The sequence below is a fragment of the Rhizobium sp. Root1203 genome (assembly GCF_001424945.1).
Lineage (GTDB): Bacteria > Pseudomonadota > Alphaproteobacteria > Rhizobiales > Rhizobiaceae > Rhizobium.
Map to the genome: position 1 here is coordinate 111,832 of NZ_LMCW01000005.1, position 23,886 is coordinate 135,717.

Annotated in this window: 20 protein-coding genes; 5 read left to right on the forward strand and 15 right to left on the reverse strand. The window is 60.5% G+C overall.

Annotated features, from left to right (window positions below; all coding sequences use genetic code 11):
- Positions 1-19 precede the first annotated feature (19 nt).
- Positions 20-775 (forward strand): SURF1 family protein, encoded by a 756-nt coding sequence (locus ASC97_RS06470; RefSeq protein WP_057467530.1) that lies wholly within the window; start codon positions 20-22, stop codon positions 773-775.
- Here the strand turns inward: ASC97_RS06470 and ASC97_RS06475 are convergent, their stop codons facing one another.
- Positions 776-2,182, reverse strand: coding sequence for an FAD/NAD(P)-binding protein (locus ASC97_RS06475; RefSeq protein ID WP_057467557.1), 1,407 nt, complete (start codon positions 2,180-2,182; stop codon positions 776-778).
- Between the two features lie 508 nt (positions 2,183-2,690).
- On the opposite strand from ASC97_RS06475, the gene ASC97_RS06480 reads away from it, so the two are divergent.
- From ASC97_RS06480 to ASC97_RS06490, 3 genes are all read left to right on the forward strand, one after another.
- Positions 2,691-4,499 carry an ABC transporter ATP-binding protein gene (locus tag ASC97_RS06480; protein ID WP_057467558.1) on the forward strand — a complete coding sequence of 603 codons (1,809 nt, stop codon included), beginning with the start codon at positions 2,691-2,693 and terminating at the stop codon, positions 4,497-4,499.
- Between the two features lie 111 nt (positions 4,500-4,610).
- Positions 4,611-6,506 carry an ABC transporter ATP-binding protein gene (locus ASC97_RS06485; RefSeq protein ID WP_057467531.1) on the forward strand — a complete coding sequence of 632 codons (1,896 nt, stop codon included), beginning with the start codon at positions 4,611-4,613 and terminating at the stop codon, positions 6,504-6,506.
- Positions 6,507-6,550: 44 nt separating this feature from the next.
- Entirely contained in the window at positions 6,551-7,582 is a 1,032-nt protein-coding gene (locus tag ASC97_RS06490; RefSeq protein WP_057467532.1) for an aldo/keto reductase, read from the forward strand.
- A 46-nt stretch (positions 7,583-7,628) separates the two neighbouring features.
- Here the strand turns inward: ASC97_RS06490 and ASC97_RS06495 are convergent, their stop codons facing one another.
- The 7 genes from ASC97_RS06495 to ASC97_RS06525 all read right to left on the reverse strand — a co-directional run bounded on the left by ASC97_RS06495 (position 7,629) and on the right by ASC97_RS06525 (position 15,304).
- The gene (locus tag ASC97_RS06495) at positions 7,629-8,699 is read right to left on the reverse strand and encodes an ABC transporter ATP-binding protein (protein WP_057467533.1); all 1,071 of its coding nucleotides are present in this window, start codon (positions 8,697-8,699) and stop codon (positions 7,629-7,631) included.
- A complete protein-coding gene (locus tag ASC97_RS06500) occupies positions 8,696-9,523 on the reverse strand; it encodes a carbohydrate ABC transporter permease (RefSeq protein WP_057467534.1) in 828 nt (275 codons plus the stop codon). Before ASC97_RS06500 ends, ASC97_RS06495 begins: the two co-directional genes overlap by 4 nt.
- The gene (locus ASC97_RS06505) at positions 9,520-10,422 is read right to left on the reverse strand and encodes a carbohydrate ABC transporter permease (protein ID WP_057467535.1); all 903 of its coding nucleotides are present in this window, start codon (positions 10,420-10,422) and stop codon (positions 9,520-9,522) included. The genes ASC97_RS06500 and ASC97_RS06505 overlap by 4 nt, the downstream gene beginning before the upstream one ends.
- Positions 10,423-10,532: 110 nt before the next feature.
- Complete coding sequence (locus tag ASC97_RS06510; protein WP_057467536.1) at positions 10,533-11,765, reverse strand: ABC transporter substrate-binding protein; 1,233 nt, start codon at positions 11,763-11,765, stop codon at positions 10,533-10,535.
- Positions 11,766-11,830: 65 nt separating this feature from the next.
- A complete protein-coding gene (locus ASC97_RS06515; RefSeq protein WP_057467537.1) occupies positions 11,831-12,733 on the reverse strand; it encodes a sugar phosphate isomerase/epimerase family protein in 903 nt (300 codons plus the stop codon).
- Between the two features lie 11 nt (positions 12,734-12,744).
- Positions 12,745-13,779 carry a Gfo/Idh/MocA family protein gene (locus ASC97_RS06520; RefSeq protein WP_082529890.1) on the reverse strand — a complete coding sequence of 345 codons (1,035 nt, stop codon included), beginning with the start codon at positions 13,777-13,779 and terminating at the stop codon, positions 12,745-12,747.
- Between the two features lie 325 nt (positions 13,780-14,104).
- Entirely contained in the window at positions 14,105-15,304 is a 1,200-nt protein-coding gene (locus ASC97_RS06525) for a multidrug effflux MFS transporter (protein WP_057467538.1), read from the reverse strand.
- Positions 15,305-15,512: 208 nt separating this feature from the next.
- Here ASC97_RS06525 and ASC97_RS06530 point away from each other — a divergent pair, with 208 nt between their 5' ends.
- On the forward strand, positions 15,513-16,208 hold the full coding sequence (locus ASC97_RS06530) for a TetR/AcrR family transcriptional regulator (RefSeq protein WP_057467539.1): 696 nt from the start codon (positions 15,513-15,515) through the stop codon (positions 16,206-16,208).
- A gap of 113 nt (positions 16,209-16,321) precedes the next feature.
- Here the strand turns inward: ASC97_RS06530 and ASC97_RS06535 are convergent, their stop codons facing one another.
- The 7 genes from ASC97_RS06535 to ASC97_RS06565 all read right to left on the reverse strand — a co-directional run bounded on the left by ASC97_RS06535 (position 16,322) and on the right by ASC97_RS06565 (position 23,653).
- Complete coding sequence (locus ASC97_RS06535) at positions 16,322-17,575, reverse strand: glycerate kinase type-2 family protein (protein ID WP_057467540.1); 1,254 nt, start codon at positions 17,573-17,575, stop codon at positions 16,322-16,324.
- Positions 17,576-17,591: 16 nt separating this feature from the next.
- Positions 17,592-18,629: a LacI family DNA-binding transcriptional regulator gene (locus tag ASC97_RS06540; RefSeq protein WP_057467541.1), complete on the reverse strand. Its 1,038-nt coding sequence runs from the start codon at positions 18,627-18,629 to the stop codon at positions 17,592-17,594.
- Positions 18,630-18,793: 164 nt separating this feature from the next.
- Complete coding sequence (gene rfbC / locus ASC97_RS06545) at positions 18,794-19,339, reverse strand: dTDP-4-dehydrorhamnose 3,5-epimerase (RefSeq protein ID WP_057467542.1); 546 nt, start codon at positions 19,337-19,339, stop codon at positions 18,794-18,796.
- Positions 19,336-20,220, reverse strand: coding sequence for a glucose-1-phosphate thymidylyltransferase RfbA (gene rfbA / locus ASC97_RS06550; RefSeq protein WP_057467560.1), 885 nt, complete (start codon positions 20,218-20,220; stop codon positions 19,336-19,338). The genes rfbC and rfbA overlap by 4 nt, the downstream gene beginning before the upstream one ends.
- Entirely contained in the window at positions 20,217-21,113 is an 897-nt protein-coding gene (rfbD, locus tag ASC97_RS06555; protein WP_057467543.1) for a dTDP-4-dehydrorhamnose reductase, read from the reverse strand. The genes rfbA and rfbD overlap by 4 nt, the downstream gene beginning before the upstream one ends.
- Complete coding sequence (gene rfbB / locus ASC97_RS06560; protein ID WP_200959443.1) at positions 21,110-22,159, reverse strand: dTDP-glucose 4,6-dehydratase; 1,050 nt, start codon at positions 22,157-22,159, stop codon at positions 21,110-21,112. The genes rfbD and rfbB overlap by 4 nt, the downstream gene beginning before the upstream one ends.
- A gap of 54 nt (positions 22,160-22,213) precedes the next feature.
- The gene (locus ASC97_RS06565; RefSeq protein ID WP_057467545.1) at positions 22,214-23,653 is read right to left on the reverse strand and encodes an exopolysaccharide biosynthesis polyprenyl glycosylphosphotransferase; all 1,440 of its coding nucleotides are present in this window, start codon (positions 23,651-23,653) and stop codon (positions 22,214-22,216) included.
- Positions 23,654-23,886 lie beyond the last annotated feature (233 nt).

Genomic DNA, 23,886 nt, shown 5'->3' on the forward strand with positions numbered 1-23,886 from the left:
GCCCGCAACGGTTTAGGCCATGAGCAGCGCTTCTCCTGAAAAAATCGATCGACGGCATTCGGCGGCCGGACTGACGATCTTCTGCGGCCTGATGGCGCTGTTGATCGGGGCGCTGCTGGCGCTCGGTGGCTGGCAGATTGAGCGGCTGTCCTGGAAACGGGAGCTTATTGCCCGTGTCGATCAGCGCGTTCACGCAGAGCCCTCCCCCGCACCGGCACGCGCCGAATGGAGCGGGGTGAACCGGTCAAACGACGAATATCGTCACGTCACGGCAAGAGGGACATTGCAGAACGACAGGGAAACACTGGTCTACACGTCGACCGCGCTTGGGCCGGGTTACTGGGTGATTACGCCGCTTGCGCTTGCCGACGGCACGTCCATCCTGATCAATCGCGGCTTTGTTCCGACTGGAATGCGAGATCCCGTCACGCGCCCCGAGGGCCAGATCGCAGGGCCGGTCAGCATCACCGGACTACTGCGACTGACAGAGCCTAAGGGCACGCTGATCAAGTCGAACGATCCGGCAAACGACCGCTGGTACTCGCGAGATACAGCCGCGATCGCCCACCAACGCGGCATTGCCGAAGTGGCGCCCTACTTCATCGACGCCGATGGTACACCGAACCCGGGTGGTACGCCGACTGGCGGGCTGACGCAGATCGCCTTTCCAAACAATCATCTCGTCTATGCGATCACTTGGTTTGTCCTTGCCGCCATGGCGATCGGGCTGCTGTTCTTCGTGGTCCGCGGCGAGATCCTGGCGCGACGAGCCTGATTATACGGCCTTGCATTTCGGATAGAAGCGTTCCCCCACATGCTCGGCGGCAGCATATGCCTGGCTGACGATCTCGGGAACGAGGTCGATATCCGGGAGGCTGCCGAGGCCAAGCGGGCCAACGGCAAGGAGCCCGTCGACGATTGTTCCATCCTCGAGGCAGACCTGGCCACACTGATCGACGGCAAGCCCCAGCGAAAGTTCATCCGGCTGGCCAAGCCCTTGGTCGAGCAGGCTTTGGAGAAGCGGCGAGGCGAGCGCGGGCGCCCGGCAGCGGCAATCGACAATCCGCTCGGCATGAATGACATCATCGGCCTGTGAGCCGGCAGGCCTGAAGAAGATGCCGCTCAACCCCTGCCTCCCGGCGGTACCGCGCAGCACGACCGTGTTGCCGCCGGCGAGTTCGGCCTTCAGGCGCGCATGCATGGCCTCCGGCAATCGGTTGCGATGACTGTCATAGATGGACCGGAGGTGCCGGTTGAACTGACGCTTCTGGTGCGCCGGCAGCGAACGCCAAAGCGAGCGTGCGTGCTTGCGCAGGCCGTTCATCACCGACTGCCAGCTCCCCCCCTCCTCTTCCGCTTCGCGGCAGGCCGTGCGAATAAAGCGCACGATCTCCGGAAGGCTCTTCGGCAACGCCTCGGCAGGGAAAAGCGGATCGGCCGAATTGGGCGTATGGCTCTGCGGCAGAAAACCATGTCGCGACATGATAGTGATCTGACCGGCATAGCCGGCATCGCGCAACTGGAGCAGCTGATCCACGACCCTGATACCGCTGCCGAGAAGAACCGTGTGGGGGCGGGCAACGAGACGTTGCGCCCTTACCGGCTGCACGTCGTGTTCTGGCGCTTCTACCGCGGGCAGGCCGTAGCCGGTGGCAAGGATCACGGTGTCAAACAGGGGATTGGCGGGATTGGCGCTCTCGAGAAGATAGCGGTTTCCGTGGCTTCTGCGGATTGCAATGACCGGCTCGTGGCAGACCTGGACGGTGATGTCCTTGCGGGCGGCGAGCGCTTCTGAAAAGCGCTGGTAGACATAGTCGCTGAAGATTTCCTTCGGCACGAATATCTGGCGAAAGCCCGGGATCGCGGCAGGAACGGCAGCCCGGAATTCCGCGTTGCTACAGAGCCAGTCGTTGAAATCGTCGGTATCGCCGGTCGCAACCGACAGGTCGCGCACGCGCGTGTTGAGAATGGTGGACGAGCGGGCCGCCGACAGCGCCTGTCCACCGCTGACCGTGGAATTCGGATCGAAGAGCTGCATGTGAAACGGCATGCGCATGGTCTTCATCAACGCGATTGCCATCATCATACCGGAAAAGCCACGCCCGACGATGGCAATGCGCGGCATTGCAGAGATGCGCGCCGCCGCGTTCGACTTCGATGAAAAAAGTCCCTGAACCGTCATCTCAACTCCCTTGCGGCTCATCCGCATCGCGTCTCGATCATGGTTTCAACGCGGGAGATACCGGTTCCGCGTTGAGCAGGTTCATGCGGCTTTCCAGAGCACGCGGGCCGCAAATTGCGAGTTCACCGTGCACGTCGCAGCCGAACTCTGAGCAAAGGATAGTCTATCAAACTGGTCGTGTATCAAAACCCCAAAAGGCAATTTAGGCAAGTCTTTTATTCCGCGATATGCATGGGGTCCTTGTTAGGCATTTGAATCTACAGGATTATTATGACCTTAGCCAGCGCAGCATGATCGGTGAATGCATCAATTTGCGCACTCACGATAAAATAACCAACTGGTGAATTCTTTACTTGAAGCATCAGCAGGAATCAGCAAAACTAAGCGTGCTAATCAATCCCGTCATGGATTCTCCGTCTTTCGGACCGGCGTCCGACCACACATCAATTTTGGAAATCATACCGTGAGCAGCGATGCTTTAACACGCGCAACGAAGCCCTCTGCCTCGATGGCGAAGGCGACCGCGGCAGGCTGGGGCAAAGGTCTCTCCACCCTGGTCCGCATTACCGTCATGGCGTTCCGCCATCCCTGGCAATCGGGCTTCGCCATCGGCGCGACCCTCGTTGCATCGACCTTTCAGCTGATGATCCCCCGGTTGCTCGGGCAGGCGGTGGATCACACGCAGGTTGCGATGGAAGGGGGACATGCTGGGCAGATTGCCCAGGACGCACTTCTGACCACCGCGCTCCTGCTGCTCGGAGCAAGCGTGCTGCGCGGGCTTTTCACGATGGTCCAGAACTACTACAGCGAGAGCGTCGGCCACCATATGGGTTACGAGCTGCGCCTCGCCTGCTACGAAAAGATCCAGCGTCTGTCGTTCAGCTTTCATGACAGCGTCCACTCCGGCGATCTGATCACTGTCGGCCTGCTCGATCTCGAGGGGGTACGAATGTATTTTTCTACCGCTCTCGTACGAATGATCCTGCTGACGATGTTGATCGGCATCGGGGCCTACATGCTGCTGTCTACCGACGTTGTGCTCGGCCTGCTGGCACTCAGTTTCGTCCCCTTCGTCGCCTGGCGGTCGTCTGCCACCCAGCTTCGGCTGCGCGCCACCTGGCTCGATCTGCAGGAGCGTCTCTCGGTCCTGACCCGCATCATGGAAGAGAACCTCGGTGGCATCCGCGTGGTGCGCGCGTTTGCCGCGCAGGCGCACGAAATGATGAAATTCGAGACCGCTTCGAAAAATGCCCTGACACTCGCCCACCAGCGTGTCGGCATTCGCGTAGTCAACACCAGCGCCATGACCTTCTCCTTCTTTGCCTCGATGGGCCTCGTATTATGGTTCGGAGGAGGAAAGGTGATGTCGGGGGAGATTACGGTTGGCACGCTTGCCTCGTTCCTCACCTTCATGACCATCCTCCAGATGCCGGTGCGACAGCTGGGTCTCATGGTGAACGCCTTTGCCCGGGCCTCGACCTGCGGCACGCGCCTCTTCAATCTGCTGGATCTCGAAATCGCGGTTCGCGATGCGCCGGATGCCATAGACCTGGTGGCCACCGAAGGCACGCTACGATTCGAGAATGTAAGCTTCGCCTATCCGAGCTCGCCAATGCATGACGTGTTATCCGGGGTATCCTTCGAGGCCAGACGCGGCGAGACGATTGGCATCGTCGGTCCTCCGGGCAGCGGCAAGTCCACTCTCGCCCATCTGATCCCTCGCTTCTACGACGTGACCAAGGGCAGGATCACGATCGACGGGCAGGACATCCGCCAGGCGACGCTGAAGTCGCTGCGCCGCGCCGTCGCCGTCGTTCAGCAGGACTCGTTCCTCTTTACGACGACGATCGAAAACAACATCGCCTATGGCGACCCCTGGGCAAAGGAGGGCCGCATCGAGCGGGCCAGCGAGAGTGCGCAACTACACAACTACGTACTCGGTCTGCCGATCGGCTACGGCACGGTCGTTGGTGAGCGCGGGGTGTCCCTGTCGGGCGGCCAGCGCCAACGGCTGTCGATCGCGCGGGCATTGATGCTGAAGCCTGCCGTAATGGTCTTCGACGATTCGACAGCCGCAATCGACGCCGCCACCGAACAGCGTATCCGTGCCGCGATGCGCCAATACGCGGCCGATCGGTTCACCCTCATTGTCGCTCATCGCCTGAGCTCACTGATGCATGCCGACCAGATCCTGTTCGTTGAGCACGGAGAGATCGTGGAACGGGGCACACACGAAGAACTGCTGGCCGCAGGCGGCCGCTACAGGGCTCTTTACGATCTGCAGGTGCGACCAGGCGACGACGCGCTCTGCGCCTGAAAATGCGAGACGAGCGGATGCTCTTCCTGCTCTGGAATGAGGGCATAAAGAGATACGCCGAAAAAAACGATGGGGCCGTTCTCAAGGCAGCCTCGGGACAGGGAGTGGATAATGGCCGAGGAACTGGAAACGGAGCGCGCCGACGTGCGGGAGGACGGACGGCGGCCGCCCCGGGCCGTCGTCGGTTCGCAGCGCATCGAAGAGGAAATGTTCGGCAAGGCGTTCGACAGCAATATCATCAAACGCATCTGGGCCTTCGTGCATCCCTATCAAAGGCAGGTATGGCTGTCGGTCGCGGCGGTCCTGACGTTCACCGCGATGCAGCTGCTGATTCCGCTGATCATCCGCTATGCGATTGACCATGGCATGAAACCGGGCGGAGGCAACTCAGCGCTGACGTGGTCGATCCTGGCGTTTCTCGTCGCCATCCTCATCAACTACGCTGCAAGCTATGCCCAGGAAACGCTTGTCGGCGGCGTTGCCGAAGACGTGCTCTTCGACATTCGCCGGGCGATGTTCTTCCATCTCCAGCGCGTGTCATTGTCCTTCATGGACAAAACCGAGGTCGGCCGCCTGATGTCGCGCCTTCAGGGCGACGTCAATTCGATGCAGGAGTTTCTTGAAACATCCGTGCTGTCGGTCGGCGATATCGCCCTGCTGTTCGGCATCGTCTTCGTGATGCTTTATCTCGACTTCAAGCTGGGCCTGCTGACGCTGTCGGCCCTGCCCATCCTCTTCGTTGTCCGCCTCTTCTGGCTGCCGCTGGCCCGCAAATCGTTCATGGCGGCGCACGAGACAAACTCGGTTGCCAACGGTGCGCTTGCCGAAGCGATCCATGGCGTTCGCGCGGTCCAGAGCATGGACCGTCAAGGTGTCAACTTTACGCTTTACGACGACAAGGCGAAGGCCAACCTGAAGGCGCATCTGACCGCGGCGCGCTATGCCCAGGTCATGGTTCCCATCGTTGACTCGCTCACCGGCGTTGCCATGGCGCTCGTCATCGTCGTCGGCGGTGCACGCGTGCTGAACCAGGCGCTCGACGTCGGCGTGCTCGTTGCCTTCCTCTTCTACATTCAGCGCTTCTTCGATCCTATCCGCTCGCTGACGCTGCAATACTCCGTCATGCAGCGCGCCATGGCTTCGGGTCAGCGGCTGACCGAGGTGCTGGATGTGCCTGTCGAGATCAGGGATGCACCCGACGCCAAGGTGCTGTCAAAGGACATGGACGGCTCCGTCGAGTTCAAGGAGGTCGTCTTTGGCTACAATCCGGAGCATCCGGTACTCAAGCATGTCAGCTTCAAGGTCAATCCTGGCGAGACCGTTGCCCTGGTGGGTCCGACCGGCTCGGGAAAGTCGAGCTGCATGTCGCTTATCCACCGCTTCTACGATGTGCAGCAGGGCCAGGTACTGGTGGGCGGCCACGATGTGCGCGCGCTGACGCAAGATTCGCTCGGTGACCAGATCGCCATGGTGTTGCAGGAGCCCTTCCTGTTCACCGGCTCGGTATTCGAGAACATTCGCTATCACAAGGCTGAGGCAACGCGCGAGCAGGTGATCGAGGCCGCAAAAGCGGTCGGCGCCCACGACTTCATCATGCGCCTTCCGGAGGGCTATGACAGCATGCTCGGCGAGCGCGGCGGCAATCTTTCGCTCGGTCAGCGCCAATTGCTGAGTTTCGCGCGTGCCCTCATCGCGGATGCCAAGATCCTGGTCCTCGACGAGGCGACGGCGAACATCGACAGCTATACCGAGATGCTGATCCAGAAGGCGCTGGTCAAACTACTGGAGAATCGCACTGGCCTTGTGATCGCGCACCGGCTGGCGACGATCCGAGAAGCGGACCGTATCATCGTGCTACAGAACGGTGAGCTGATCGAGAGCGGCAACCATCAGCAGCTGATGAAGAACAGGAAGCTCTACTCGCGCCTCTACAATCTGAACTACGCGTCGTTTGATGATATCCCCGAGCAGGTTCTGGAAGAGACGACGAACGGATCCGCAACCTGATTGGTGCTTCACGCCATCCATCGTTTCAAACAGGAGGAAGTTTCATGGATTATCGCAAACTTGGCCCAAGCGGTGCCGTCGTTACCGCATATTGCCTCGGCACGATGACGTTTGGCGCGGAGGCCGACGAGGAGGCATCCAACAAGATCCTCGACGGCTACTTTGCCTGGGGCGGAAACTTTATCGACACGGCGGACGTCTACAGTGCAGGCAAATCAGAAGAGATCATCGGCCGATGGCTGAAAACGCGGCCGACCGAAGCCCAGCAGGCTGTCGTTGCGACAAAGGGCCGTTTCCCCATGGGGACAGGACCCAACGATATCGGCCTGTCGCGCCGACACCTCAACCAGGCACTCGAGGCTTCGCTGAAGCGCCTCGGCGTCGATCATATCGATCTCTACCAGATGCATGCCTGGGACCCGTTGACGCCCATCGAGGAGACGTTGCGCTTTCTCGACGATGCCGTTTCGGCAGGGAAAATCGGCTATTACGGCTTTTCCAACTACGTCGGCTGGCACATCGCCAAATCAGTCGAGATCGCGAAGGCAAGAGGATATACGCGTCCGGTGACGTTGCAGCCGCAGTACAGCCTGCTCGTCCGCGATATCGAATTGGAGATCGTCGCTGCCTGTCAGGACGCAGGCATGGGACTGCTTCCGTGGTCGCCGCTCGGCGGTGGCTGGTTGACCGGAAAATATAGGCGCGACCAGGCGCCGGCGGGAGCCACCCGGCTGGGCGAAAATCCGAACCGTGGCAGCGAATCCTATGCGCCGCGCAACGCACAGGAGCGCACATGGGCGATCATTGGTGCGGTCGACGACATCGCCAAAGCGCGCGGCGTCAGCATGGCGCAGGTGGCGCTTGCCTGGACCGCTTCACGACCCGCAGTAACCTCGGTCATCCTCGGCGCCCGCACCACCGAACAGCTTGCCGACAATCTCGGCGCGGCAGGTCTCATCCTGTCTGACGCCGAGACGACCAGGCTGAACGAAATCAGCGCCCCGCAGCCGTCGGACTATCCCTACGGCACGGGTGGCACCAACCAGCGGCACCGTAAGATCGAAGGCGGACGGTAACGCTTGTCGTGCCGGCGGTCGCCAAGGGCGGCCGCCGCTGATGGCTTCAGATGCGGATGCCCGTTGCGTCGTCGAACAGGTGCAATTGCTCTGGAGCGACCGTCACGCCGATCGTCTCGCCGGCGCGCGCTGTGCCGCGGCCGGTTTCGACGATCGTCAGTTCCGGCGTCGTCGCTGCGGTGATGAAGGTGGAGGAACCGGTGGATTCCACCACGGCCACCGGCACGTCGAACGTCCCCTGACCCGCTGCGGTGATACCGATGTGCTCCGGCCGGATGCCGGCCGTGACCTTGCGGCCCGGCTGCAACTGATGATCCATGGCAAGCACATGTTTTACAGTGCCTAGGTCGACCTTGAGGCTCTTGCTGTCTTCGGCGACGACAGCCGGGATGAAGTTCATCGCCGGAGAGCCTATGAAACCGGCGACGAACTTGTTGGCCGGGGTGTCGTAGAGATCGAGCGGCTTGCCCTGTTGCTCGATGATGCCTTCGCGCATGACGACGACATGGTCTGCCATGGTCATCGCCTCGATCTGGTCGTGGGTCACGTAGACCGAGGTGGCATGCAGCCGGTCGTGCAGGGCGCGGATTTCCTTGCGCATGTGGACGCGCAGCGCCGCATCGAGGTTGGACAGGGGCTCGTCGAACAGGAACGCTTTCGGATGGCGGATGATGGCTCGGCTCATGGCGACGCGCTGGCGCTGGCCACCGGAAAGCTCCCGCGGATATCGCTTGAGGAGATGCGACAGACCGGTGGTGGCCGCGACTTCCTCCGCCGCCTTCTTGGCTTCGGCCTTCGGGGTTCCACGGATGCGCAGGCTGTAGGTCAGGTTTTCCTCGACCGTCATATGCGGGTAGAGCGCGTAGGACTGAAAGACCATGGCCACGTCGCGCTTGCGCGGCGGCACGTTGTTCATCAGCTCGCCGGCAATCCTGAGGTCGCCGCCCGAGATGCTTTCGAGACCGGCCAGCGACCTCAGGAGTGTGGACTTGCCGCACCCCGACGGGCCGACGAGCGCCACGAAAGTGCCTTTGGCGATGGACAGGTTGATGTCCTTCAGGGCGTGGTAGGCGCCGTAGTGCTTGTGGACGCCGCTGAGCTCGATCTGATTGGTCATTTGAGGGCTCCAGAGGTGAGGCCGGATACGATGCGGCGCTGCAAGAGGACGAAAATGGCAAGGATCGGCGTCACATACATCGTGGCGTAGGCCATGATGTTGTTCCATTCGTTGGTGTTCGGTCCCATGAAGGAGTTGAGACCGACGCTCGCCGGCTGAAGCTCGGCTGCCTGGATCATCGACTTCGAATAGACGAACTCGCCGAAGGCCTGCATGAAGATCAGGATCGCGCTTACGAGGATGCCGTTGCGGGCAAGCGGCAGCACGATGTTGAAGAACGCGCCGACGCGGGAATTGCCATCGACCAGCGCCGCCTCCTCAAGCTCCATCGGCACGGCCATGAAGGTGGCTCGCACCAGCACGACGAAGAAAGGCATGCTCTTTGCGGCAATCGCGATGATAACGGCGATGCGCGGATAGTTCAGCATGCCGAATTGCGAGAAGCCGACGAAGATCGGGGTCACCATGAGCGATGCCGGCAGAACCTGCAGCATCAGGATCAAGAACAGGCCGATGTCGACCCAGACGTTGCGATAGCGGGCCAGTACATAGGCGCAGCCGACGCCAAGCACGGTGATGAGCGCCACCGAGCCGATGGCAATCACCAGCGAGTTCCAGAGATAGCGTCCCATCTCGCGGCTCTCCCAGACATAGCCGTAGGTGCCCCATTGCGGGTCAGTCGGCCAGAAGCTGGGCGGTGTCGCAAACATCTCCGATCCACTTTTGAGCGCGGTGATGTACATCCAGTAGAGGGGGAAGAGATAGATCGCCGCCATGACGATGGCGATCGCGAGCATAAGTCGGTTGCGTGTCGTCTCGCTCATCCGCGCACCTCGTGGCGTGTCGAGCGAACGTAGACGACGGAGGCGAACATGACGAAGACGATCATGATGACCGAAATGGTTGCGCCCTTTGCGAAGTCATATTGGCGGAATGACAAATCCCAGGCCCAATATTGCGTGACGTTGGACGAGTTGTTCGGCCCGCCCGATGTGATCGCGGCGAAGAGGTCGAACTGCTGGAGCGTGAAGATCAGGCCGAGGGCAACGATGGCACCGATGGTCGAGCGCATCATCGGCAGCGTGATCGTCCAGAAGCGCTGCCAGGCGTTGGCGCCGTCGAGTTCGGCAGCCTCGTAGAGATCGCCCGGAATGCCTGACAGACCGACGGAGAGCAGGATCATGTTGAAGGCAGTGCCGAGCCAGACGTTGGCGATGATGACGGCATAGAGCGAATAATGCGGATCCGAGCGCCAGAAGATGTTGCTGCTGATGATACCGCTTTCCTTCAGGATGAAATTGAGGACGCCGAAATCACCGGAGAGTATCCAGTTCCAGATTGCGCCGACCACGAGACCGGGCATGACCCACGACACCAAGAACAGCCCGCGCAGCCACGAGGCGCCGGGGAAATTGACCCAGAAGAACAGCGCGAGGCCAAATCCAATCAGGAACTGGCCGGCAATCGAGCCGACGACGAAAATCACGGTGTTGCGGAAGATCGGCCAGGTCTCCGGCTGCGCAAAGAGGTCGCGGTAGTTCTTGAGGCCGACGAAAGGGCGCGAGAGGGTGCCGAGGCTGAACATGTCGACCTCCTGGAAGCTCATCACCACGTTGTAGATGAGCGGCAGCCCTGCCATCACGAAGAGAAACAGGAGCGGAAAGGTGACGAGCGCGATATCGAAACCACGGCCGTCCCTGACGCTGGAAAGAATCCTTTTCATCGGTCCTCCGATACTCCGAACGGGGCTGCCTTTCGCTTTCGCCTGAAGACAGCCCCTGCCGGGAGGAAATGATGGGATGGCCCGAGAGCCATCCGGTTATGCGGGGGAGATCAGCCGAGGACCGCCTTGATCTTGTCTGCAGCCTGGTCGAGCGCATCCTTCGGGCTCATCTGGCCGGTCAGGGCTGCCTGAATGGCATCCTGGATCGCCTTGGAGATCTTCGGCCACTGCGGGTGCGGACCGCGCGGCTTGGCATACTTCAGCTGTTCGATGAAGACCTTGAGGGCTTCGTCCTTGAGCGCTTCGCCGGTCGCCGGAATGGTGATGTCGGAACGGGCCGGCAGCTGGCCGTAGTTCTTGAACATCTTGTCGTCCTGCGAAGCGAAGAACTCGAGCGCCTTGAAGGCTTCTGCCGGGTGCTTCGTGCTGGCAAAGACAGCCCAGTTGAAATCGCCCATTGCCGACGAACGTTCAGCACCTTCCTTCGGAACCGGAAGCAGCGTAACGCCCCAGTCGAACTTGGCTTCCTTCATCATGCGGTCGAGTTCCCACGGACCTGAGATCGCCATCGCGGCATTGCCGGAGTTGAAGGTTCCGGTCGAATCCCACTGGCCACGTGTCAGCGTATCCGGCGAGGCAAGCTTCTCGTCCATGATGGTCTTCCAGGTGTCGAGCGCCTTGATTGCACCTTCGGCATTGATGTTTTCATAGCTGCCGCCGCCCATCTGCGCCCAGGGAAGAAACTGGAAGGTGCCCTCCTCGTTCGCCTTGGCGGAGAAAGCCAGGCCGTAGACGTTCTTGGCCGGATCGGTCAGCTTGCGCGCATCCTCGAGAAGTTCGTCCCAGGTCTGCGGCGGCTTGTTCGGGTCGAGACCCTTCGCCTTGAACATGTCCTTGTTGTAGTAAAGCGCGATCGTATTGGTTGCCTTCGGCACGCCGTAGTACTTGCCATCCCACTGGACGGATTTCAGCGGGCCGGGGAAGTAGTTGTCCGGCTTGATGACGGTGGATTTGGAGATCATGTCCGTCAGGTCAAGGAAGGCCCCGCGCGACGAAAACAGCGCGTGCTCCGGATTGTCCACGGCAATGATGTCGGGCGCCTGGCCGGTCGCGTAGGCGCGCATCGCTTCGGTGACGACGTCATCGAACTGGATCAGACGGTATTCGATCTTGATGCCGTTGTTCTGGGCGTTGAATTCCTTGACGAGGTTCGGCGCGGGCTGGATGTCCTTGTCCAGCGACCAGAGGGTCAAGGTGACGTCCTCTGCCTTCGCGGCAATGCCGAAGAGCGAGACGCCTGCCAGCGCCAAAGCGCCGATCATTGCAAATTTGCGGATACCCATAGTTCTCCTCCTTTGTGGTTATCCCGTCGAAAGCCGGCGATTCCTCCTCGCCGGCTACCATACTTTCAAACCGGATCGACGACGAACTCGCCGCCCCGGGCATGCTTCAGATGGTTCAGCGCATAGACTTGTCCTGTCATCTCAAGCGCATCGCGGTAGACCGGATCATGCCAACCTTCGATGTCGATGGAGCCGGACCAGCCCGCAAGGCGCAGCTCGGAAATGATGTCGGTCCAGTTGCTGTCGCCGAAGCCTGGCGTGCGCATGAACACGAACTTCTCCTTGCCGAAGATCCCGTGCTCCTTGATGACGTCCCAGCGGATCGTCGCATCCTTGCCGTGAACATGGAAAATCTTCGAAGCCCACTTGCGGATCTGCGGAAGCGGATCGATCAGGTAGACCATCTGGTGGCAGGGTTCCCATTCGAGGCCGACGTTGTCGTCAGGCGTCTCGTTGAAGATCAGCTCCCAGGCATCGGGATTGTGCGCGATGTTCCAGTCGCCGGTCGCCCAGTTGCCGTCCATGGCGCAGTTTTCGAAGGCAATCTTGACGCCCTTGTCAGCTGCGCGCTTGGCAAGTTCACTCCAGATTTCCTTGTAGCGCGCCAGGCTGTCGGTCAGCGGCTTGTTGCGGATGCGGCCGGTAAAGCCGGCAACGCAGGTGGCGCCGAAGTGGTGCGCGTTGTCGATGCAATCCTTCCAGCCCTGCAGGGTCTGAAGGTCGATATCCGTCGTTTCGAGCGGATTGCCGAACATGCCGAGCGTGGAAATGGTGATGTCCCGGTCGCCGATGGCGTCGATCGAGCGCTTGCCGAGTTCGGCGAGATCCTGGCCGTTTGTGGTCTGCCAGAAGAAGGGCTCAAAGCTTTCGAAGCCCATGTCGGCGATCTGGCCGATACGCTTGTCGGCGCCGCCCTTGGAGGCGCTCACCATGGTACCGACACGAATGGACTTGGCGGGGTTGCTCACAATCTCAATCCTTATGCTGAAATTTCAATGCGCTTGCCGGTCTTGGCGCTCTCGATCGCGCCGAAGACCATCGCAAGACTTCTGATGTTGTCGGAACTTGCCGTCTCCGGCCGCTTTCCGGTCCTGATCGCCTCGATGAAGTCGGCAATCACGCTGGCGTGGCCGTGGGTCTCTTCGTCGTTTGCGGGAGCAGGCACCTCGACCGGAGTGAAGCCATGCAGCAGGCCTGGCTCCTTGCCTGCGACTGCTGCCCGGAAGGTGTCTTCGCCGTCCCAGCTAAGCATTCCCTTTGAACCCACGAGACGCCATTGGCTCTCCCAGCTCGTGCGCTCGCCTTCTGCACACCAGGAGCCCCGGTAGGTGAACACCACATCGTCGGCAAATTCGAAAGTTGCGTTGGCGGATGCGCCGTGCCGGTACCACGAGCCCTTCGGATTGCGCTCCACACAATACACCGCGAGCGGCTTCTTGTCGGCGACAAAGCGCGCCGCGTCGAAGGTGTGGATAGCCATGTCGAGAAGGAGAACATTCTGCATCTCTTCCCGGAAGCCGCCGAAATGGGGTGCAAGAAAGAAGTCGCAATGGATGGCGGTGATGTCACCGATCGCACCGCTTTCGACGAAACGCCGCATGCGGCGCACGCCCGAAATGAAGCGCCGGTTCTGGATAATGGCGTGGATCCTGCCATTTTCGGCGGCGAGATCGATCAGGGCGGCCCCCTCGGCTAGCGACGTCGCCATGGGCTTCTCGCTGAGGACATGGCAGCCGGCCTTCAGCGCCGTCGAAACGACGTTGAAACGGGCCGTTGGGATGACGACGTCGAAAACGATGTCGGCATTAGTCTCGGCAATGACGCCGCCGAGTTCGGTGCCGATCACGACACCGCTCAATCCGAATTCCTCGGCGAGCTTCTCGGCCGCCGCCGGATGGACGTCCACGAGGCCCTTGACCTCGATTTCGGCTGCAAGAGCCGGAGTTTCCTTGATGGCGCGTAACCAGCCCTTGGACATGGCTCCGCAACCGCAGAGAACGGCATTCAATGTCACGATTTCCTCCGGTGGACAGTTTCCGGTTTTCCTCCCGAAACGTGTCCCGTAAACGTTTACGATACTATGCGGAAACGTTTCTCGCTGTCAATAGTCAGGCGTTTGAAGAATTGCTGCGGAAAACTGCTGCGAATGCCGGGCTTTAGGAGGAAACGTGCCGCAGCGCAGCATAAAAAACTTTGTTGTCCGGCGGACAACAGCTGAACCTGAGAAGAGGACTGCCCGCGTCCGCATTCCGCCGAACTCGTCCCCGGGATGCGATCTCAACGATATCGGGCCGATCCCGATGCGATGGCCGCGCCCCGACGCGGGTGCGGCCTCGTCGTCACTCCGCCGCAGCGACGGCCGATCGGCGGCCCAGCGTCGCCTGGGTCAGCAGGAAAGCAAACAGCGCGCACAGTGCGATGCCCACCGTCATGGGCAAAGCCGTGCCGTCGGCAAAGAGAGCCGAAATGACCATGGCGACGGCGGCAATGACGAAATGCAGCGTTCCCATCAGCGATGAGGCGGTACCTGCAATTTCACCATGGTCTTCGAGGGCGAGCACCGCGCTTGTCGGGATCACGAGGCCGAGGAAGCCATAGCCCACGAAAAGGAAGGCAACGAGGACCGGCAGCTGGTCGAAACCCGCCGCCATCAGGACAGCGAGAATGATCATGACGAAGGAGAAGGCCGTGACCGCGAGCCTCATAACGCGCACCAATCCGAAGCGCTCGCCGAGCCAGCCTGTTGCCTGGGACACTGTGAAGAAGGAGACCGCATTGACCGAGAACGCGAAGCTGTATTGCGTCGGCGTCAGCCCATAGTGCTCGATCAGCACGAAAGACGAGTTGGCGAGATAGACGAGGAAGCCTGAAATACCGAGACCGCCGATAAATGTCAGGGTCATGAAGTTGCGGTCGCGAAGCAACAGGGCGTAGGCCGCCATCGCCGACTTCAGGCCGCTTCCGACGCGATCCTCCCTGGACCGGGTTTCATCGAGCTGGGTTGCCAGCAGGACAAGACCGATAAAAGCGGCGATCGTCACCGCCCAGAAGACGCCGCGCCAGCCGTAGAACTGAATGACTGCACTGCCGGTCAGCGGAGCGAGGATCGGCGAGATGCTGAAGACAAGCATCAGCAGCGACATCAGGCGAGCGGCCTGGACGCCGGTATGCATGTCGCGAACAATAGCGCGCGGCACCACCATGCCGGCGGCACCGCCGATCCCCTGGAGGAAACGAAACACGATGAGTGTTTCGATATTGGTGGCAAGCGCGCAGCCGACGCTGGCGAGCGCGAAGATCCCGATACCGAGGTAGAGCGGCAGCTTGCGCCCCCAGGTATCCGAGATCGGGCCATAGAGGAGCTGTGCAAGCGCAAAGGAAATGAAGAAGGCGAGAAGCGTCAGCTGGGTGACGCTGTTATCGGCGCCAAGGTCCTGCCCGATCGATGGCAGGGCGGGAAGATACATGTCGATCGCGAAGGGACCGATGGCCGAAAGAAGACCGAGGATGAGCGCAATGCGAAAGAAGGGAGCCGTCATAGGGGTGATCTTTCATGAAACCGCGGCGAAGGGACCGGATTGTCGCTCCGCCGCATTGCTCTCGAGGGGTTCATTGATGATCGGCGGCCGTCGAAAACGCGCTTGGGAGGACCCGTGCCGCCGGCTAACCAATGTGTCTACAAATTTGGACACACCTGTAAACTTAGACAGTATTGTCTAACACGTCAATACGCCTTATCTTCGCCCTATGAGAAACAGAGCGACACCGGCGAAAGGGACTACGGGGCATACGCAGCGCGGACAATGTGCGAAGCGACTGTCCATCCTGGAAGCCGCGGCAGACGTTTTCTGCCGTCAGGGGTTTGCAGGTGCGAGCATCGATGAGATCGCGGCCGAGGCCTGCGTCTCGCGCCAGACAATCTACAACCACTACCGGGAAAAAGAAACGCTGTTCGTCGCCGTTGTCGACGACGTCATAAACCGCGCCAACGCCATGCTGTTTTCTGTGCTGTCCAGCTTCCCGGAGCGGGCGGACAATCTGGAAGGCGACCTCACGGCGTTCTCCTTCCGGCTCAGCAAGAACTGCGTCTGCAACCATGACGGAAAATTCCTTCGCAAACTGGTGCAGACCGAGGGCGAGCATTATCCCCACCTGTTCGAATCCTTCCGGCAGCAGGGGCCAGGAAAGCTGACGAATGCCCTATCGGCTCTTCTGGCAAGGCTAAGCCAGAGCGGCGCGCTGGTAATCGACGATTTTGATGTGGCGGCGCGCCAGTTTGTAGCTCTCGGCAATGCCGATCTGCAGCTGCTGACGCTATTTGGCGCAACACCCACCGACGAGCAACTGGAAAGCGCTGCCCGCAATGCGGTGCGCACTTTCCTCCGCGCCTACGGCCGGCCGGCCCTTACCGAGCCACCACAGCTGACCGTCATCGGCGTCTGAAGCCCTTCCAGACGCCTTCCCATTTGCGCCACGGCTTGCCTCAGGACTGATCGCCAGCGCAGACGCCGAAATTGTGCGAAAGGTCCGGGTCCGGCTGCGGTCGTGCCGTCGGCTTATCGAACCAGAATAGCCCGAAAGTCATTGACGTTGGTGCCTGTCGGACCCGTCTCGAAAAGGTCGCCAATTGCGGCGAAACCGCTGTAGCTGTCGTTGCCGTCGAGGAGCCGCCGTGGGTCGAAGCCCGCCGCTCTCAATCGCTGTATCGTTTCGCCATCCGCAAACGCGCCGGCATTGTTCTCCGAGCCATCGATCCCATCGGTATCGGCGGCCAAGAGATGCAGGTCATGCCCCTCGATCGCAAGTGCCATGGCAAGCGCGAACTCGCCGTTTCGTCCGCCTCTGCCACCCCTGCCTCTCAGGGTAACGGTCGTCTCCCCGCCGGAAAGGATGACAACCGGCTTGGCGAACGGCCTGTCCCTGCCGAGGACCTCGCGGGCAATCGCGGCATGCACCAACGCGACATCGCGGGCTTCGCCCTCGATCGAATCCGAGAGAATGGCGGGTGTTATGCCTTGGGAGCGCGCGATAGCCGCAGCAGCCTCCAACGAGACGCCCGCCGATGCAACGACATGGTAGTTATGGCCTGCGAAGACAGGATCGTCCGGCCTTGGCGCATCCGCCTTCGGCGAGGCCAGATGATCGAGTGCGGCCTGTGGCAGCTGCAACCCGTATTGGTTGACGATTGCCAGGGCGTCGTGGCGGGTCGAGCGGTCGGGCACGGTCGGTCCGGAGGCGACATAGGCCGGATTGTCGCCCGGAATGTCGGACACGATCAGGCTGACGACCCGCGCCCGCGTCGCTGCCGCCAGCCGTCCACCCTTGATGGTCGACAGGTGCTTGCGCACGACGTTCATCGCTGAAATCGGCGCACCGGAGGCCAGCAGCATCTCGTTGAGAGCGATCTCGTCGTCGAGCGTTAGGCCCTCCGGTGGCGCTGGCAGCAGAGCCGAGCCGCCGCCGCAGACGAGCGCAATGACAAGGTCGTCCTCGCCGAGATCACTGACTGCCTCCACGAGAACGCGCGATGCCATCAGCCCCGCCGCATCAGGAACGGGGTGCGCGGCCTCGATGATCTCGACGTGGCGCGTCTCGCAGCCGTAGCCGTACCGGGTCACCACAATGCCGCTAAGTGGCCCGTCCCAGACGGTTTCCAGTGCTCGCGCCATCTGGGCAGCGCCTTTGCCCGCACCAATCACGACAGTCCGTCCCGCCGGCTTTGACGGCAAGTAGCGCTTAATGCCCGTAAGCGGATCGGCGGCGTCGACGGCGGCAAAAAACAGGCTTTGCAGGAAGTCGCGGGGTTGCATGGCAGCAGTCCTGAGGTCAGCTGTTGAGGGTAAAGGCATCGCTCTCGCCGGGCGCGAGTTCGAGGGGCCAGATCGTGTTGCGCGCACCCTTGGGATAGAACTCCGCATAGGCCGGCATGGTCGCAAGAAGCGTTTCGGCAAGCTTCACCCCGAGGTCGCGCAGCGACATGCGGAAGCAGGTCAGCGTAGGCTGAAGAAACCTGGCGCGGGGTTCTTCGCGAAAGCCGATGACGGCAAGATCGCGGCCGGGCACGATGCCGGCCTCGACCAGGCGGCGGTAGAGACCGATCGCCATCAGCTCGTAGATGAGGATGATCGCGGTGGGCTTGATCTCCAGCCCGAGCAAATCGTCGCCGGCCTGATAGCCGCCCTGCTCGCTCGATTTCACGCGGATCACCAGCGCTGGATCGTACTCGATGCCGTGCCGCTCCAGGGCCTGGCGGTACGCGTCGACGAAGATGTAGCCGAGGTTGATGTCATTGGAGGGAGCAGCGATTGCAATGCGCCGATGCCCCTTGGAAATCAGGCGTTCGACCGCGCAAGCCGCCACGCCTTCGAAATCGAGATCTATCCAGGTGTAATTGCCGCCTGAAGCACTGCGGCCAAGGGCCACGAACGGGATCTTCGCCTTTGCCAGGAAGTCGATGCGCTTGTCGACGCGCTGGGTGGCCGAGATGATCATGGCATCGACGACGCGTCGCGCGACCATGCGCTTCAGATACTCTTGGGAATCCTCTTCGCTTGGGCAAGGAAGCATTACGAGATCAAGCTTGTGGCGCGCGAAGACGCTTTGGAGGCCCCCCGTCAATCCGAGAAAGAAGTTATCGCCGTTCTCAAGCGTTTCCTTACTGGATTCGATCATCAGGCCGATGACGTTTGTCGTGCCTTGGCGAAGGCTGCGCCCCGACTGGTTTGCCACGTAGCCAAGTTCCTCGGCAGCAGCAAGCACGCGGCGGCGCGTCTCGTCGTTCACGTCGGGCTTGCCGTTGAGTGCCCGGGAGACGGTCCCGATAGAGATATCGAGATGCTTGGCCAATTGACGAATTCCCCTCATCTGCGCCAATCTTCCTCCCTCGTTGAAAATGCCTCGTTCCTATTTGCCACACCAAAACGTTTCCGGAAAGCGCTTAGAATTGAGGGTTTTCGTCCGGAAGTTTCATGGTGGGGTTGCCCCATGCAACACCTGACGAGACGCTGGCGGAGGCGCTACGCCTCTCCTCAGTCGAAGAGTTCGGCGGCGTCGAAGGAGGACGCCGCAGCATCCTTGGGCGAAAGAAGGGGCTCTCCGCCCGTCGGCCAGCGAATGTTCAGGACGGCATCGTTCCAGAGGACCGCACGTTCGCTTTCGGGCGAATAGAAGTCCGTCGTCTTGTAGAGGAACTGGGCTGTTTGAGAGAGAACAAGAAACCCGTGCGCGAAACCGGGCGGAACCCAGAGCTGGCGCTTGTTGTCGGCGGAAAGGATCTCGCCGACCCATTTCCCGAATGTGTGCGAGGATTTGCGCATGTCGACAGTAACGTCGAACACCTCGCCTTCGACAACGCGAACCAGTTTTCCCTGCGGATGATTGATCTGATAGTGCAGACCGCGCAGCACGCCCTTTGCCGATTTCGAGTGGTTGTCTTGGACGAACGCTATCTCCCTGCCGACAGCCGCGTTGAAACGCGCCTGATTGAAGCTCTCGAAAAAGAACCCCCTATCGTCTCCGTAAACTGTCGGCTCTATCAGGAGTATGTCGCCGATAGCGAGAGGCGTGACCTTCATCGATTGCCTCCCTCCTCCAGGAGCCCCATAAGATATCTGCCGTATCCGTTTTTGCTAAGCGGCGCCGCCAGCCGCTCGAGCTCGGCAGCGCCGATCCAACCGTTTCGGAAGGCGATTTCCTCGGGACATGAAACCTTTAGCCCCTGGCGACGCTCAAGCGTGGAAATGAACTGGCCGGCGTCCAGGAGCGAATCATGCGTGCCGGTATCCAGCCAGGCGTAGCCGCGGCCCATGATTTCGACTGTCAGGCTGCCGTCGTCGAGATAGCATCGATTGAGATCGGTGATTTCCAGCTCACCCCTAGAAGACGGACGCAGCTGTTTGGCAAACTCAACGGCACGCTGGTCGTAAAAGTAAAGGCCGGTCACCGCGTAGTTCGATTTGGCAATCGCGGGCTTCTCCTCGATCGAGAGAACTCTGCGTTCATTGTCGAATTCCACGACGCCGTAGCGCTCGGGATCGAGCACGTGATAGGCAAAGACCGTCGCCCCCGTTTCGCTCGACATGCCGCTTGCGAGCAACATCGGCAGATCATGGCCGTAGAAGATGTTGTCTCCGAGAACAAGCGCCGAGGGCGCCCCGTCGAGGAATGTCTCGCCGATGACGAAGGCCTGGGCCAAGCCGTCCGGCGATGGTTGCTCGGCATAGGAGAAGCGCACGCCCCAGTCACGACCGTTGCCCAGCAACTGCTCGAAGCGTGGTATATCCTGTGGTGTCGAAATGACGAGAATGTCGCGGATTCCCGCCAGCATCAGCGTGCTCAGCGGATAGTAAATCATCGGTTTGTCGAACACCGGTAGCAACTGCTTGCTGATCGCAAGCGTTGCAGGATGCAAACGTGTGCCGGAACCCCCGGCCAGAATGATCCCTTTTCGGGTCATGGCATCCACCCCCGCTTTCGAAGTTGGTCAAGCATCCGGTCTACATGCACCGTCCAGTGCGGCAAGGTGATGCCGAGCGCGGAAGCGATCGCATCGGTATTCAATGATGAATTGTGCGGCCGCGCCGCAGGTCGCGGATAGTCTCGCGTCGTAATGGGCTCGATATCGTCGGCGCCTGCCTTCAGTTCGAAGCCGATCTCCAAGGCGCGCCGGACGACGTAACAGGCCAGCTCGTGCCAGCTCGTCCGACCGGTTGCAGTCAGATGATATGTGCCACCTGCCATATCGCCGCGGCGGCAGGCCGCAACGGCCAGCGCCGTGACGTCCGCAATGAGTTCTGCCGATGTCGGCGCGCCGAATTGATCGGCAACGACACGAAGGCTTGGCCTTTCCCGGGCAAGACGAAGAATGGTCGCGATGAAGTTTGCGCCTTCGGCAGAAAACACCCAGCTTGTCCTGAATAGCAAATGCCGGCAACCCGTGGCCTTTATCGCCAATTCTCCATCGCGTTTCGAGCGGCCGTAGACGTTCAGCGGCTGCGTTTCGTCCGTTTCCACATAGGGCGACGTCTTGTCGCCGCTGAAAACGTAGTCCGTGGAATAGTGAACGAGCAAGGCATTTCGGTCGCGAGCATATTCCGCCATGATCCGCACGGCGTCACGATTGACACGAAACGCTGCCTCGGAGTTTGCCTCTGCAAGGTCGACCTGGGTAAAGGCCGCCGCATTCGCGATGATCTCCGGCCGAAACCCGGCGAATTTCCCGGCAAGCTCGTCGGTGGCCTCGAGATCGATGACGTCGCGGCCGACGGCCATCATTCGACCGAATGGAAGCAGCGTACGCTGGAGCTCAAAGCCGACTTGGCCATTCTTGCCGAGAAGAATCAGGCTCATGCGTATTGCTTCTCCAGCCAGATGCGATAGCCGCCGGACGTAACGTTCTGGACCCACTCGGAATTGTCGAGATACCACCTCACCGTCTTGCGAATGCCGCTTTCGAAGGTCTCGGCGGGCCGCCAGCCAAGATCTGTCTCGATCTTGCGTGCGTCGATCGCATAGCGTCGGTCGTGGCCCGGCCGATCTTTGACGAAGGCGATTTGGTCCCGATACGATTTACTGTCGGCGCGGGGGGAGAATTCGTCCAGAATGTCACACAGCGTCGTCACCACATCGAGATTGGTCCGCTCATTCGCGCCGCCGATGTTGTAGGTCTCTCCTGCCTGGCCTGCGTCCAATATACGCCGGAGGGCGCTACAATGATCTTTGACATAAAGCCAATCCCTGATCTGCTGCCCGTCGCCGTAGAGCGGCAGCTGCTGCCCCCGCAGCGCGTTGTGGATCACCAGGGGAATGAGCTTCTCGGGAAAGTGAAACGGCCCGTAGTTGTTCGAGCAATTGGTCGTCAGCGTCGGCAGGCCATAGGTGTGATGATAGGCGCGCACCAGATGGTCGCTCGCCGCCTTGCTGGCGGAGTACGGGCTGTTGGGTTGATAGCGCGTTTCTTCGTGGAATGCCGGATCCTCGGAACCGAGGGTGCCGAACACTTCGTCGGTCGACACATGGACAAAGCGGAAGGCTGCCTTGTCCTGCAGTTCGTTCCAATAGGCTCGTGCCACTTCAAGGAGGCGGAAGGTCCCCAGGATGTTCGTCTGGATAAAGTCTTCCGGCCCGTGGATAGACCTGTCTACGTGGCTTTCTGCGGCAAAATTGACGATCGCCCTTGGCCTGTGCCGCGACAGCAAGTCCGCCACGAGCGCCGCGTCCCCAATGTTCCCGTGGACGAAAACGTAACGATTGTCGCCTTCGAGCGACCGCAGATTGTGGACGTTGCCGGCATAGGTCAAAGCGTCCAGGATCAAGACGGGTTCGTCGCTTTGCGCCAGCCAGTCGAGTACGAAATTAGAGCCGATGAACCCGGCGCCGCCTGTCACAAGTATCATCAGCTACGCACTCCCTCAAAACCAACGCAAACACCAAACGTCCGCGGCGAACTGCTAGTAGACGTTGCTACGGTCCCGCATGCTGAGCACCGTCGAGAAAATTATCCTGAGGTCGAGCCATATTGACCAGTTGTTGATGTACCAGATGTCGTGGCGTACTCGGTCTGCCATCTTGTCCACCGTAGGCGTCTCGCCGCGATGCCCATTGATCTGGGCCCATCCCGTCAGGCCGGGCTTTACATGTCGGCGCGAGGCGTATTGGGCGATCAGCGTTCCGTAGAGATCGTCGTGCGCCAGAGCGTGCGGACGCGGACCAACAACGGACATTTCCCCCCTCAGCACATTCCAGAACTGAGGCAGCTCGTCCAGGCTAGACGAGCGAATGAAGGCGCCAATGCGCGTCACTCTGGGGTCGTTGCGTGTCGCCTGCCGGATGTCGCCCGAATCCTCCATCACCGTCATGCTGCGGAACTTCAAAATTCGGAACGGGCGGCCGCTGTAGCCCTTGCGCGACTGTACGAAAAACACCGGCCCTTGGCTATCGAGTTTGATGGCTATCGCAATTACCAGGCAGATGGGAAGCATGACCGTCAGCGCCGCGATCGAGAAGGCAATATCGAAGGATCGCTTCACACCGCGTTCGAGCATGTCGAGCGGCGGCCGATGTGTCTGGAAGGCGCGGCTCTCGCCAATATTCTGCGCGGATCCTTCCGCAATGTCTCCAACTAGCCCGGCGAACATGACACTCACTGGCAAGCAGAACTGGCGCAACGCCGACAGGCACGCTTCCAGCGTCTGCAAACTGCCAAAATCACCCCAGATGATCAGCACCTCGTCGACATCTGCGATACCATGCCTTTCGCATTCCTCCCGCATTGATGCCGCAGTGCTCTCTGCCTGGCCGATGCGCATCGTATGCTTGACGGAGAGTCCGCCAAGGGCCGCCTTCTGCACGATCGGCTCCGTGGGCGTCGCGCTATGGCAAATCAACAGAACACGACGAGTTGGGAAAGCAGCGTGGGCGATCGCTCTCTGCAGATAGGAATACCACATGAGGCGAAGCGAAATTAGCCCACATAAAGACAGGGCCGCGGTCGACAAGATCGCGCCGCGCGAAATCGTCGCTCCTATCTTCAGGAAGAAGACAATCGTCAGCAAGAACACGAGCACCGCCGGCAGGCAGGTGCAGATGATTGCCACCTGACGCCGGAACGATAGAATTTCGGCAGGACGGTAGGCGTGCACGCCACCCATCGCCAGGACAAAGACAGTTGCCACCAACAGTCCGATGCCGACATAGAGCGACAGATCGCCGTAGGTTCCAAGGGCAATCTGCCCATAGAGCCAATAGCCTCCGGTGCTGGCCACAAGCAGGACGATGAAATCGAGCGCTGCGGCAACGTATGTTATGGCAACGCTGTTCAGGCCGAACCAGCTTCGATCACTTCTGATCGAAAGGCGCCCGCTCCAGCTTTGTTCGACTGGCATGGTCATACCTGTTACCCTCAACCCGTCACCATAGTTAACACAAGATAAACATGCACAACAATCAACCCATGAATACTCCTTATTCAGTAATACCGAAGTAGCGACGCGCCAGATCTGCAACGGCATCGAACTATAAGTTTCATTTCTTTAGTAATATCGCCGAAGGTGATCGACCAACCCCGTCCGACCGGCTCGCTACCAACGACGACGTCGGGCGGATGTTCATTTGGACGCCGCTC